Below are 13,097 nucleotides of genomic sequence, written 5' to 3'. Positions count from 1 at the left end.
GCCCAGCCCACGCTCGGCTGCGATCATCAAGCCAAGCATGGGCTCGGCTCTACAAAGCGTTCTGCATCCACGCGTGGCGTGGATCTACTCCAGCTGCAGGCGGGCATAGCGGGCCAGTTCTCGTGCGCCAAGCAGCAATCCATCTACCACGTCCGGGCTGAGTTGCTGGTGGGCACCGCCCTGTTCGCGGGCGGCTTCGGCGGCGTGCAGCACCTGCATGAGTGCATTCAAGCCGGCCAGGGTGCGGCTGAGACCGGCCATGGTGGCCGCCTGGGCAGGGCTGAGGCCCTGCGCTTCCAGTCGCCGGCCGTCGGCTGCATCGCGGCCGTCCATGCGGGCCAGCAGCGCGGGCAACAGATCCTTGGGATCATCGAGCAGGGTTTCGACGCGCTCGGCGACGTCGACCGGTAGCAGGTCAGCGGCTTCGCCGATCAGTGCGTACAGTTGGGGGAACACGGGGCGTGCGGACATGGTGAGTCTCCTCGTAGACGACGAGCCACCTGCGGATGCAAGGTGGCGGACGGTGCGGGTTGGCGTACCGGAGATCCGACATTCAGCAAAAAGACTCCAGCGGATTCTGATGAATCCCCACGCACCGCCCGCCGAAGCAAGGCACGCGGTGCATTTTCAACGACGGGCCGAGTGGTCGTCGAAGAGTGCTGAATGTTGGTTTTTTTCAGGACGCCAATCCCGGCCAGGGCACCTGCCCCGGCCGACCCATCTGGCCATCACGCAGCACCGTGATCTGTAAGGAAATTCTCAAGCCGCAGTTGGGTGTACGAATGCGTGCATGCGGACACGCGCGCGGCGTGGCGGCGGTCACGGTGATGTCGTGTTGGGCTTCTGGCGCATCACGACTGCGAAGTTAATTCGATGGCACAAGCGACACAGGGCGCAAAACGAACCCACTGTAGAGCCGAGCCTATGCTCGGCTCCGGGAAGCCACCGCAGCCGAGCGCGGGCTCGGCTCTACAAAAGTGGAGCACCCACCAAAGTAAAGCCCCTTACAACGGCTTCGGCGAGAACGTCAGGGTGGCGATCACGCCGCGCTCGCCGCCGGGGCGGACGCTCACCTGCCAGCCATACAGATCGCACAGGCGGCTGACGATCGACAGGCCGATGCCACCACCCTGCGAATGGCCGGCGTGCGTGCCGCGGTAGCCGCGCTGGAACAGTTTGGCCGCATCCTCTTCGCTCAGGCCAGGGCCGCTGTCGGTCACGGACACCGAATTGCTACCGACAAAGACGCGCACTTCGCCATCCTGCGAGTACTTCACCGCGTTGCCGATCAGGTTGCCCAGCGCCACCGACAAGGCCGCCTCCGGCGCATCGATCACCAGGTTGCGCTCGCCTTCCAGTACCAGCTCCAGCGGCTTGCCGCCCAGCTGTGCGCGGTGGGCGTCCAGCAGCTGTTCGGCCACGCGGGCGACGTTGCTGGTGCCCTGCCCGCGTTCGTTGCGCGACAGCAGCAGCAGCGCGCCGATCAGGTCGCTGCACTGCTGTTCGGCACGCTGGATGCGCTGCAGGCGCTGCAGCACCTTCTCATCCAGGCCGGGCCGGGTCAGCAGCAGTTCGGTGGCGCCACGGATCACCGCCAGCGGCGTTCGCAGCTCGTGGCTGACGTCAGCATTGAACTCACGGTCGCGCTGCACCACTTCGGTCAGCCGCGACGAATAATCATCCAGCGCCTGCGCCAGCTGCCCCACTTCGTCATCGGGGAAACGTGGCGCCAGCGGCTCGGGCTCGCTCGTGCCGCCGCGATAGGCGCGCAACCGCGCGGCCAGGTCCGAGACCGGCTTCATCACCTTCGAGGCCGACCACCAGCCCAGCACCAGCGACAGCAGGCTGAACACCAGCACGGACAGCACCAGCGCGCGGTTGAGCTGCTGCCCGCCGCGCACGCTGTCGGTCATGTCGTAGGCCAGGAATGCCCAGGCGTCGGGCGTCTTGCGCACGGCCAACTTGTAGGAATAGCGCTGGCCGCGCTCGTCCACGCCGCCCATGTTGTACAGGCCATCCTTGAACTCGTACCAGTCCGGCTCTTCCTCGCGCAGCGCCTCGAACTTGTCAGGCTTGATCAGGCGCGCACGCATCTGCTGCACGGGCAGGTCGGGGTTGCGATCCGGGCTCTCGTAGAACCGCCGCACGTACTCGTTGATGTTGCGGTTCATCACGTCTTCCACCAGCTGGTTTTCCACGCGCATGCGGGCCCAGTTGGTCGCGAACGCGAACAGTGTCGTCAGGCAGAAGCCCAACAACACGAACGAGACGATGATGCGGCTGCGCAGGCGCCGCCGATACGGCGAACGCCGGCGCTCCCCCTTGGTTGCCACGGAATCAGGCTTCCGGGGTGGCGATGCGGTATCCGATGCCATGGCGGGTCTGGATCAGCGGCACTTCAAACGGCTTGTCGACCACCGCACGCAGGCCGTGGATGTGGACACGCAGCGAATCCGAGTCGGGCAGCTCTTCGCCCCAGACGCGGGTTTCCAGCTCCTGGCGGGTGACCACGGCCGGCGCGGCTTCCATCAGGGCCTGCAGGATCTTCAGCGCGGTCGGATTGAGCTGCAGCAGCTTGCCCTGGCGACGCACTTCCAGCGTGTCCAGGTTGTATTCCAGATCGCCGGTTTCCAGCACGCGGGTCTGCACGCCCTTGCCGCGGCGCGACAAAGCGTTCAAGCGCACTTCCACTTCCTGCAGCGCGAACGGCTTGATCAGGTAGTCGTCGGCGCCGGAGTCGAAACCGGCCAGCTTGTTATCCAGCGAGTCGCGGGCGGTCAGCATCAGTACGGGAGTCTGCTTGCGCGCTTCGTTGCGCAGCTTGCGGCAGACTTCAATGCCGTCCATGCCCGGCAGGTTCAGGTCCAGAACGATGGCGTCGAACTCGTGGACCACCGCCAGGTGCAGGCCGGTCACGCCGTCGGCGGCGAAGTCCACGGTGTGGCCACGATCCTCAAGGTAGTCGCCAAGGTTGGCGGCGATGTCGCTGTTGTCTTCGATTACGAGAATGCGCACTGGGACCTCTGGTTCTTGAAGGGTCGTCGGGGGGCCAGGCCCACCCGCTCAGGATGCCCCTGTGCGGGTGGACGCGACGTCTACCTGCTGAACGATACAGGTTCCATTCTTAACATTTCGTACCGACGGGGCGACACCGGCAAATGCCCCCGGAGCGAGCGATCAGCGGCTGATGCGCTGCTGGTCGGTCAACGCCTGGCGGCTGTCTTCCTGGGCCTTGCGACGCTGGGCCACGGTCAGGCAGACGCTGGTCGGCATGTTGCTGCCGGTCAGGCGCTCGCGACGGCAGATCATGCGGCTGTCGGCCTGGGCGCGGGTCATGATGGTGTTGACGATCTCCTGCTCGTTGAACAGGTCGTTGCGCTCCTGCGCCGCCAGCTCATCCACCTTCTCGCGGCCATTCATCTTGATCCGGATCCGGTTCAGCGCCTGCTGCACGCGGCTCTTGTCCTCCAGCCCGATCTCGCTGTAGTCCTCGCTGCCCATGGCCGTTTCAACGCGGCGGATCTGTTCGGATACCGGGGTGAAGGAATCCATCTGCACGGTGTCCTTCTGCGCCTTGGCCTGCACGGTGGCCACCAGGCCGAGCGACAGCATCAGGGCGAGCGTAGTGGTGCGGTACATGACGAGCTCCATGTTCGTCCATGAATAGGGTCTCGACTTTACGGTTCCGCCGATGCGTCCACAAGGGACGCACGGCAGGGTGACCGATGGCGACCTGCGACCGGTCCAACCACGGTTACGGCTTGTAGTTGTTGAAGCGCTGGTTGTCGTTGAGCGTCTTGCGGCTGTCTTCCTGCGCCTTGCGGCGCTGGGCCACGGTCAGGCAGACGCTCTGCGGCATGTTGCTGCCGGTGGTGCGCTCGCGGCGGCAGACCATGCGGCTGTCGGCATGGGCGCGGGTCATGATCGTGTTGATCACTTCCTGGTCGTTGAAGATCTGGGTGCGATCCTGCGGGCTGACCTGTTCGATGCGTTCGTGGTCGGCCATCTTGATCTTGATGCGGCCCAGCGCCTGCTGCACGCGGCTCTTGTCTTCCAGCCCGATCTCGCTGTAGTCCTCGCTGTTGATGGCCGCCTCAACGCTGCGGATCTGTTCGGCCACCGGTGCATTGGCGTCGAACTTCACCTGTGCCTTCTCGGGCTTGGCGTGTCCGGTGGTGGCCAGTGCCAGGCCCAGCATCAGGGCGACGGGAATCATGCGCTGCATCGTTACCTCCAGGTTCTTCCATGAGTGGAACATCGATCCTGCGCTGCCGCCGATGCGCCGTCACGGCACGGTCGGCGAGGCCACAGGCCAGTGTGCGCTCAACGCCCGGCGGGCGGTGGGCTGAGCGTGTTGTAGCTGCGCTGGTCGTTGATCAGCGCCTTGCCTTTCTCTTCGATCCGGCGCCGTTCGGCCACGGTCAGGCAGCGGCTCTTGGGCATGTTGCTGCCGGTGGTGCGTTCGTACCTGCAGATCTGGCGGCTGTCGTCATGGCCACGCGCCATCAGGGTGTTGATGCGTTCCTGCTCGTTGAAGACCTCGGCCTGCAACTGCGGCGGCAGTTCCTGCACGGTCTGGCGCTCGCCCAGGTGCTGGCGGATGCGCGACAGCGACTGCTGCACCTGGCCGCGATCCTCGGCAGACAGCTCGGCATAATCGGGGGCGGCCAGGGCGGTTTCCACCTGGCGCATCTGTTCGGCGACCGAGCCCTGCCGGTCCATCTGTACAGCGGCTTTCTCCGGCTTGGCGGCAACAGCGCCAGACAGGCCCAGCAGCAACGCGATCGTCATGATGCGGTACATCGCCAACCTCCCGATCCATCCCGGAACGAAGGGCCAACTCTACGACCGTCACGCGGCCTCCACAAGAGACCTTGGGCACAGAGCCGACAGGCATAAAAAAGGCCCAGACGGTGAACCCGCCTGGGCCTGAAGTCGTATCCCGATACCGATCCTGCTGAGAGGCAGAGCTGCGGTTCGCTGAAGCCTACGCCGACGCCGATTAAAGCCTCGTTAAAGCCGTGGCTCATCCACCCATGAGAATCACAACCCCATGAATAATCAGGGCTTTTTGATCTTCTCTACGTGTTCGATGATGCGTGTGGCCACGTCGACTCCGCAGGCCGCTTCGATGCCTTCCAACCCGGGCGTGGAGTTGACCTCCAGCACCAGCGGGCCGCGCGCGGAGCGGATCAGGTCCACGCCGCACACCGACAGGCCCAGCGCCTTGGCCGAACGCACCGCCACCTGCTGCTCTGCACGGCTGGCCTTGGCCGCCACGGCGGTGCCGCCAGCGTGCAGGTTGGAGCGGAAGTCGCCCTCCGGTGCCTGCCGCTGCATCGACGCCACCACCTGGTCGCCGACCACGAAGCAGCGCAGGTCGGCCCCCTTGGCCTCGCCGATGAATTCCTGCATCAGGAAGTTGGCGTACAGACCGCGCAGGGCCTCGACGATGCCGCGCGAGGCACTGGCCTTTTCGGTCAGGATCACGCCACGCCCCTGGGTGCCTTCATTGAGCTTCACCACATGGGGTGGCGGACCGAGCATGGACAGCAGGTCGACGGTGTCATCGGGGTTGTCGCCGAACACGGTGACCGGCATGTCGATGCCCTTGGCCGCCAGCAGCTGGTGCGCGCGCAGCTTGTCGCGCGAACGCAGGATGGCATCGGACGGATTGGGCGTGCGCGCGCCCATCAGTTCGAACTGGCGCAGCACGGCGGTGCCGTAGCGGGTGATGGAGGCACCGATGCGCGGAATGACCATGTCCACGCCGGTCATCGGCCGGCCCTTGTAGTGCATGGAAAAGCCATCGGCGGCGATGCGCATGTAGCAACGCAACGGGTCGAGGATGCGCACGGTATGGCCGCGCGCGCGTGCCGCCTCGACCAGCCGACGGGTGGAATACAGGGAGCTGTTGCGGGACAGGATGGCGAGCTTCATCGCGGAGGGATCGGTCGGCAGGCGCGCAGCATAGCGCGGGCGTGTGGCGGGCGGATGATGCCCGTCGCCGACGATCTCGAGCGTTGTGGGTGAAGCTTCAGCTGTCCCGTTCAGTACTGACCTGGAAGCCACGGGCGGCCTCGCCCAGCGCCGCCACGCAGGCCATCTGCAGGGCGGAATTGCTGAACGCCTGCTGGTAGATCTGCTCGAGCAGTTCCGCGGCCCTGGGACCACCAGCACGCCCGAGCGCGCGCACGGCCTCAAGCTGCTTGTTCGAGCCGACGCCGGCGGAAAGAAAAATCCTGTGGATGCGCTCGACGACGTCGTCCCGGCAGTTCATGGAAGGCAGCTCCTGATCAATATCCGCTCACGCTAGTCGGTCAGCTCCGGCCTGCCCATGGGAAAAGTTTGAAGCGTTACGCGCCATCTCGGCAGCACCGCTTCCGCTTCGGCTGCCAGGGAGCGGGGAGGTTCTGGTCAGGAAACGCCCGTAGCACCTGCACATACAGTCGCCGTCGGGGACACCTGCCGGGCGCCGAGACCTGGGGCCAGCGCGCTCGCGGCGTAGTGAGGCACCCGCGTGAATGGCTGACATAGCGCTACAAGCCGAACGCCCGCGCCACATGCGCCGCCATCGAAACCCGGCTGGCCCCAGACGTTTGATCAGCGGGCACTGTGGCAATGTTCGGGCACCGCAGGCCCGAACAGTCTGTCCGCACCTCGGTTGGAGATATCCACCGCATGCCGGGCCCTCTCACGCATATCCGACTGGTACTGCGCCAGCGCATTCGAAATGGAGAGCGCGCCACGGTCGGCGTCCAGCATCAGCTCGGCCAGAGCGGCCGCGTCGGCGAGTGCAGTGTTTGCACCCAACCCACCTGCTGGCGTCATCGCGTGGACAGCATCGCCCAGCAGCGTTGCCGGCCCGACCGGCCATGGCACTTCAGGACGCCCACTGCGGATCGGGAGCATCGCGGTGTCCCCGACCTTGCTCTGCTGCAGGATTTCCCGAAGATCGGGGTGCCAGTCATCGGTCGCAGCCACTATCGCCTTGCGGATGTGATCCGGATCCGATCGATGATCCGACGCCACCCCGAAGCGGTCAGCGCGCCCGATCAGGCACCAATAGAGGTAGTCAGGTGTGGGCGTGACGCTGCAGCTGAGGTGAGCGCAGGCATGCTCCAGGAAGTGCCGGTCAAACTGCATCTGATCGAAGATGGCGGCGAATCTGTCTGCAAAGACGATAGTGGTTCCTTCGAGACGTGAATGGTTGCCGCCCAACCGGTCCAGATCTACTTTCCCGTAAATGCAGACTGCGCCGGTATCCACCGGCTGCGCATTCGGCGCCAGCTGGGAGCGGACCCGAGAATTGACACCGTCCGCACCTACCAGCACGTCACATGTCGACGCAGGACCACCGGACCGGAAACGCACTTCGGCCCTGCCATCGCTGGTCAATGCGTAGCGATCGAATGCGCGATCGAAATGGACACGGTCTTCGATCCCGCACATCAGGATCTCGCGCAGGGTGCGTCGATTGACGCTTACGTCCCCGCCCCCCTGTGCGCCATCGTCCACGCTGTCGGCCGAGCGCCAGCTATCGGGCTTGCGGCCCGGTGCAGGCAGCAAACCTGGCGTGAGAAAGCGCCCTGATGTCGCCGTTGTCGAAACGGTTCCGCGGAAGAGATCGTACAGTTCTGGGGGGAGCGTTCGCGCCAGGGCCCGTTGACCCTCGGCGTCGATCCGGATGCGATAGCCCTGTGGCCGCGAGTTGAGCGTCTTGTCCGCCTCGAACACGTCGAATGCAACCCCGCCGCGCTTCAGCGCCTGCGCCAGCGCCAGACCACCCAGACCGGCGCCGATGATGCTCACATGGATTCTGCTCACGGATTCTCCTGATAGTGGCCCCTCGGTTGCAGCTCCATGCCAGAGCCGCGAGGTGATGGCTGAAGGGTTGCACGCGCACCGCATAGCCAAGTAACGTCATTCGGACCACAAATAGTGAAATGCGGCCAGCATGAGCAATGGGGTTACAGGCGGCACGGCAGACTTCAGTGAGATGCCTGACGGCCCGCTTCTCGTTGGCCTCAGGGGAGACGACAGCCCGGCACATGAGTTCCGGCTGGGGACGCGCGAATACGACTGGCACCAGCATGTGCGTGGCCAGTTGTTCTGTGTTGAAACCGGGTTGATCCAGGTCAATACACCGCGGGGCTCCTGGCTTCTTCCTCCCTATCGCGCAGGGTGGATACCACCCGGTGTGCGTCATGAGGTTCGCGTGAGTGGCGCGCTGAGTGGCTGGACGTTGCTGATGGCGCCCTCGTTCTGCAGCAACCTCCCTGCAACACCCTGTTGTCGCAATCAGTGACGTGCTGCGGGCACTGGCGCAGAGGACCACGGAATGGGACAAGCGCGCTTCGTTGACGCCTGAGCAGGAGCGCATCGCCACAGTCATTCAAGACGAAATCCGTCGGGCTCCGCACGAGTCCTTGCATGTGCCGATGCCCAGGGACCCCCGCCTTCTTCGCGTGGCCCGCGCTGTCCTGCGGGATCCGGGAAATCCCCGTACCCTCGAGGCGTGGGCATCGTCCGGGGCAATGTCATCGCGCACCCTGCGCCGCCTGACGCTTGCTGAGACCGGATTGAGTTTCGGCCAGTGGCGGCAACAGGTGAAGCTGATGCACGGTCTGGAGATGCTCGCGCGGGGCGTCCCGGTGGCGGAGGTTTCGGATGTTCTTGGCTATTCTTCGCCGAGCAACTTCATTGCGATGTTCCGCAGAGCCTTTGGCGATTCTCCGGCGCGCTACTTCTCCAGCAGAAATCAGCATGGCGCCTTCCGCTGACGGTATGCGACCCACTGCATAAACGGGTCGTGCCCGGCATGCAATGGGACCTTGCGCTTCAGGAAGAGTGCTGACGTCAGTACCGACGTCACGGCTGCCGACGCTTCAAGGCGTGGCGGGATTGGAGCGGGCGATGGGAATCGAACCCACGTCAGTAGCTTGGGAAGCTACAGCTCTACCATTGAGCTACGCCCGCAGTGCGCGGTGAAAGTCTATGCGGTTGGGCCAGTGTTGCGCAATGGCAGCATGCCGCAATGGGGTCAGAGCCGTTTCCTGGCGGAAACGGATCCGACCCCTGGCGCAACAGGTCAGAGCCCTTTCCTAGGCGGAAAGGGCTCCGACCCCGGCGGTTGCTGCTTAGAACGTGCCGCTGAAGTTGGCGAACAGGGTGGCATCCTGCGCGCGCTTCTGGCCGGTCGACGCGCTCAGGCCGAAGTTGCTCTGCAGGCCGAACAGTTCGGTGCGGGCACCCAGCACGACGGTGGCGTAGTTCTTGTCGAACTTCAGGCCCGGCACGCGGTAGCTGCCCAGTTCCGGCAGGGTCTGCAGCCAGGCGCTGGCCTGCTTGGTGTCCTCGAACTCGTGATCGTAGGTCACCTGGGCGTACGGCTTGAGGGTGCCGCCATCGAAGCGGGCCTGCCAGCCGATGCGACCCACGGTCGAATCGACGTTCTGGCGGTCGTAGCCCAGTGCAGTGGCCAGGGTGCCGGCCGCGGCGCTTTCGGTGTAACCGTCGATCTTCACCTTCTGCCAGATCACCGAGGCGATCGGGCCGTGGCGGAAGCCGCCTTCGGTGCCGAACTCGTAACCGGCGTTCAGGGCCGCGGTCAGGTTGCTGCCGTCCGGCGAACCACCATGCTCGCGGGTGGCCGGGCCCAGCTGGACCTTGCGGTTCACGTCATAGGACAGCCAGGTGTAGCTGACCTGGCCGTTCACCCAGATGCGGTCGCCGTACCAGCCGGCGAACAGACCGGCGGTGGTGTCCTTCTGGGTGAAGTCGCCACGGCTGTTGCCGAAGTCGGCGTTGAGGCGGCCGAAGCCGGCGAAACCGCCGAACACCATGCCATCGCGGGCCCAGTCGATACCGAACAGGCCGGCCGGGGCCAGCCCGTCGTACAGGTCGGCGTGGTCGTAGCGCTGCAGGTCACCGCGCACGCCACCCCACCAGGACAGGCCGTCAGCCGCACGACCACCCAGGTGCATGCTGACCTGGTCGGCGCGCGAGCGGCCGATGGTCTGCGCCGAGTGGCTCAGTACCTGCTGCAGGCGCGGCGCTTCCAGCACCGACACGGCGTACTGGCCCAGCAGCTGATGGCCGGCGGTGGTTGGATGCACGCCATCGGCGAACAGGTAGGTGTTGGCCGCATCCGGGCTGACGTAGCTGGTCGGGTTGCAGGTCAGGATGCTCTGCGTCGAGTTGGCCGGATCGATCCTGCAGGCGGTGCTGGTGACGTTGGTGAAGCCGTACATGCCCGGGTTGGCGGTCACTTCACGCAGGATGCTGAAGGTGTCGAGCGGAATGAACTCGATGCCCGCCTGCTTCAGACCACCGTACAGGGCCCTGTTGTACCCGGCCGACAGTGCAGTGGCGGCGGCGGCGTTGGGGCCACGGAACTGCGGAGTGATGCCCACGTCCGGCAGATTCGGCACGAGCACGTACTGGGCACCGGCCTGCTTCAGGGCGCCCACCAGCGCGATCTGGTCGGTGACCGCGGTGCCGATGATGCCCTGCACCTGTGCCTGCGAGGCACCACCGGCCGCTGCGCGCGTGGCCGCGAACAGATCATTGGCACCGCCCCATACGGTGTACAGGGCATTGGCGTCAGCCTTTCCACCATTCGCAGCAAGGTAACGGGTCGCCTGCGACTTCAGCGACGGAATGGCTCCGAGGCCACCCGCTTCGTCGGCCGATACACGGGCGCCGCCGACGGCGTAGTTGTCACCGTTCTGGCCGTTGCCGTTGGCGGCGCCATTAAGGCCGTAGTAGTTGGCGACCTGCTGCGCCCACACCCAACCCGGGTTGGTGGTGAACTGGCCGGTCACCGGACGCACATCGGCCGGCAGCAGCGGGCGGAAATAGCCGGCGTCGGTCAGGCTGTCGCCGAAGAACACGGCCTTGGAATACGGGGATTCGCCTGCCATGGCCGGAACCGCGGCCAGCGCGATCGCGGCCGCCATCAGGGAGCGGATCGGGCGTTTGCTGAGCAGCATGTAAGAAACTCCTGTGGGGATATCGTTGAGAACCCGGCGCACGTACGCCGGCGCACGGTGAATGGTTTCACTGCGCCGCGTTTTGCTCACGCTGCGCCGCCGCATGGATTGTCGCCCGGCAGCGCCGGACAACGCTGTGCCGGGGCTGGCGGCCGAGGCAATTTGCAAGGGTTCCGATCCGCGCAGGCCATAGGCGACAATGCGGTGATGAACATCCAGCTCAACGGCGAACCCCGTACCCTGCCCGCCTCGGCGACCCTCCACGACCTGCTGCAGGCCGAGCAGCTGCTGCAACGCCGGGTCGCGGTCGAGGTCAACGGCGAGATCGTCAGCCGCAGCCGCCATGGCGAGCACGTGCTGGCCGAGGGCGACGTGGTGGAGATCGTGCACGCGCTGGGTGGGGGCTGAGACCTATCCGCGCAGTGCTGGCCGCTGGCCGGCAATCCGACGCTGTCAGGCACCCTGCATTTGCCGGCCAGCGGCCGGCACTACCCATACCGATCCGCGGCCGGCACGCCATTGCGTGACCCCATCTTCAGGCGGATAAGCGATAATCGCGCCATGAACGTTCATGTCTCCCCCGATTCGCTGGTAATCGCCGGCAAGACCTATGGCTCGCGGCTGCTGACCGGCACCGGCAAGTTCAAGGACCTGGAAGAAACCCGCCTGGCGACCGAGGCCGCGGGTGCCCAGATCGTCACCGTGGCCATCCGCCGCACCAACATCGGGCAGAACCCGGGCGAGCCGAACCTGCTGGACGTGCTGCCGCCGGAACGCTTCACCATCCTGCCCAACACCGCCGGCTGCTACACCGCCGAAGACGCCGTGCGTACGTGCCGCCTGGCCCGTGAGCTGCTGGACGGCCACAACCTGACCAAGCTGGAAGTGCTGGGCGACCAGAAGACCCTGTACCCGGACGTGATGCAGACCCTCAAGGCTGCCGAGCAGCTGGTCAAGGACGGTTTCGAGGTGATGGTCTATACCTCCGACGACCCGATCCTGGCCAAGCGCCTGGAGGAGATCGGCTGCGCTGCGGTGATGCCGCTGGCCGCGCCGATCGGTTCGGGCCTGGGCATCCAGAACAAGTACAACCTGCTGCAGATCATCGAAGACGCCAAGGTGCCGATCATCGTTGATGCCGGCGTGGGTACCGCGTCGGACGCGGCGATCGCGATGGAGCTGGGCTGCGACGGCGTGCTGATGAACACCGCCATTGCCGGTGCGCGCAGCCCGGTGCTGATGGCCAGCGCGATGCGCAAGGCGGTCGAGGCCGGCCGCGAGGCGTTCCTGGCCGGGCGCATCCCGCGCAAGCGCTACGCCAGCGCTTCTTCGCCAGTGGACGGGCTGATCGGCTGATGACCAATCCTTTCGACAGCGCCGGTTCCAAGGCCCCGCCCAAGCCCTTCACCGTGAACGAGGGTCGCCGCGAGGTGCGCAGCTTCGTGTTGCGCCAAGGCCGTTTCACTCCCGCCCAGCAGCGCGCGTTCGACGAACGCTGGCCGCGCTTCGGCCTCGACTACACCGGCCAGCCGCGTGACCTGGACGCCACCTTCGGCCGCCCGGCACACAAGGTGTTGGAGATCGGCTTCGGCAATGGTGCTGCGCTGCGCTTCGCTGCCCAGCACGACCCATCGCGCGACTACATCGGCATCGAGGTGCACGCGCCGGGCGTGGGCCGGCTGTTGAACGCGCTGGCCGACGACAACGCCGACCACGTGCGCCTGTACCACCACGACGCGGTGGAAGTGCTGCAGAACGAGATCGCCGACGGCGCGCTTGATGAAGTGCGCATCTACTTCCCGGACCCGTGGCACAAGAAGCGCCACAACAAGCGCCGCCTGCTGCAGCCGGCATTCGCCGAACTGCTGGTGCGCAAGCTGCGCCCGGGGGGCCGCCTGCACTGTGCGACCGACTGGGAAGACTACGCCGAGCAGATGTGGGACGTGCTCGACGCCACCGCCGGCCTGGTCAACCGCGCCGGCCCGCGGGGCAGCGTGCCGCGCCCGGACTGGCGCCCGCAGACCCACTTCGAGACCCGCGGCCAGAAACTCGGCCATGGCGTCTGGGACCTGCTGTACGACCGCACCTGACGATCGCCTGAGG

14 protein-coding genes and 1 tRNA gene are annotated in these 13,097 nt (G+C 65.8%); 4 read left to right on the top strand and 11 right to left on the bottom strand.

The features are described 5' to 3' along the window. Positions 1-84: 84 nt before the first annotated feature. The 9 genes from AC5P66_RS05895 to AC5P66_RS05855 form a co-directional block, all read right to left on the bottom strand. Entirely contained in the window at positions 85-471 is a 387-nt protein-coding gene (locus tag AC5P66_RS05895; protein WP_049412678.1) for a hypothetical protein, read from the bottom strand. A gap of 533 nt (positions 472-1,004) precedes the next feature. Next, positions 1,005-2,375: a sensor histidine kinase gene (locus AC5P66_RS05890; RefSeq protein WP_065196693.1), complete on the bottom strand. Its 1,371-nt coding sequence runs from the start codon at positions 2,373-2,375 to the stop codon at positions 1,005-1,007. Beyond that, the gene (locus AC5P66_RS05885; RefSeq protein ID WP_005410804.1) at positions 2,338-3,015 is read right to left on the bottom strand and encodes a response regulator transcription factor; all 678 of its coding nucleotides are present in this window, start codon (positions 3,013-3,015) and stop codon (positions 2,338-2,340) included. The genes AC5P66_RS05890 and AC5P66_RS05885 overlap by 38 nt, the downstream gene beginning before the upstream one ends. A 162-nt stretch (positions 3,016-3,177) precedes the next feature. After that, the gene (locus AC5P66_RS05880; protein WP_049438355.1) at positions 3,178-3,639 is read right to left on the bottom strand and encodes a hypothetical protein; all 462 of its coding nucleotides are present in this window, start codon (positions 3,637-3,639) and stop codon (positions 3,178-3,180) included. Positions 3,640-3,754: 115 nt separating this feature from the next. Continuing rightward, positions 3,755-4,225, bottom strand: a complete 471-nt coding sequence (locus AC5P66_RS05875) for a hypothetical protein (protein ID WP_099495940.1) — start codon at positions 4,223-4,225, stop codon at positions 3,755-3,757. 98 nt (positions 4,226-4,323) lie between these two features. After that, positions 4,324-4,803, bottom strand: a complete 480-nt coding sequence (locus AC5P66_RS05870; RefSeq protein WP_049412685.1) for a hypothetical protein — start codon at positions 4,801-4,803, stop codon at positions 4,324-4,326. Between the two features lie 258 nt (positions 4,804-5,061). Then, positions 5,062-5,940 (bottom strand): 30S ribosomal protein S6--L-glutamate ligase, encoded by an 879-nt coding sequence (gene rimK / locus AC5P66_RS05865; RefSeq protein ID WP_005418651.1) that lies wholly within the window; start codon positions 5,938-5,940, stop codon positions 5,062-5,064. A gap of 97 nt (positions 5,941-6,037) precedes the next feature. Beyond that, a complete protein-coding gene (locus AC5P66_RS05860; RefSeq protein ID WP_099495941.1) occupies positions 6,038-6,280 on the bottom strand; it encodes a hypothetical protein in 243 nt (80 codons plus the stop codon). Positions 6,281-6,603: 323 nt separating this feature from the next. After that, positions 6,604-7,827 (bottom strand): FAD-dependent oxidoreductase, encoded by a 1,224-nt coding sequence (locus AC5P66_RS05855; RefSeq protein WP_099495942.1) that lies wholly within the window; start codon positions 7,825-7,827, stop codon positions 6,604-6,606. Between the two features lie 710 nt (positions 7,828-8,537). Between AC5P66_RS05855 and AC5P66_RS05850 the strand changes: the two genes are divergently transcribed. Further along, positions 8,538-8,783 (top strand): helix-turn-helix domain-containing protein, encoded by a 246-nt coding sequence (locus AC5P66_RS05850; RefSeq protein WP_495216125.1) that lies wholly within the window; start codon positions 8,538-8,540, stop codon positions 8,781-8,783. 122 nt (positions 8,784-8,905) lie between these two features. Here the strand turns inward: AC5P66_RS05850 and AC5P66_RS05845 are convergent. Continuing rightward, positions 8,906-8,979 (bottom strand) — tRNA-Gly (locus tag AC5P66_RS05845). 161 nt (positions 8,980-9,140) lie between these two features. After that, positions 9,141-10,994, bottom strand: a complete 1,854-nt coding sequence (locus AC5P66_RS05840; protein ID WP_049439042.1) for an autotransporter domain-containing esterase — start codon at positions 10,992-10,994, stop codon at positions 9,141-9,143. 207 nt (positions 10,995-11,201) lie between these two features. Between AC5P66_RS05840 and thiS the strand changes: the two genes are divergently transcribed. From thiS to trmB, 3 genes are all read left to right on the top strand, one after another. Then, the gene (gene thiS / locus AC5P66_RS05835; protein ID WP_005418796.1) at positions 11,202-11,402 is read left to right on the top strand and encodes a sulfur carrier protein ThiS; all 201 of its coding nucleotides are present in this window, start codon (positions 11,202-11,204) and stop codon (positions 11,400-11,402) included. A gap of 153 nt (positions 11,403-11,555) precedes the next feature. After that, the gene (locus tag AC5P66_RS05830; RefSeq protein WP_005418798.1) at positions 11,556-12,350 is read left to right on the top strand and encodes a thiazole synthase; all 795 of its coding nucleotides are present in this window, start codon (positions 11,556-11,558) and stop codon (positions 12,348-12,350) included. Beyond that, entirely contained in the window at positions 12,350-13,084 is a 735-nt protein-coding gene (gene trmB / locus AC5P66_RS05825) for a tRNA (guanosine(46)-N7)-methyltransferase TrmB (protein WP_053461245.1), read from the top strand. The genes AC5P66_RS05830 and trmB overlap by 1 nt, the downstream gene beginning before the upstream one ends. The last annotated feature ends 13 nt before the right edge of the window (positions 13,085-13,097 follow it).

Source organism: Stenotrophomonas sp. YJH_SMC_122 (assembly GCF_059369535.1).
Note: the sequence above shows the minus strand (reverse complement) of the source record. Positions and strands in the feature narration are given on the sequence as shown.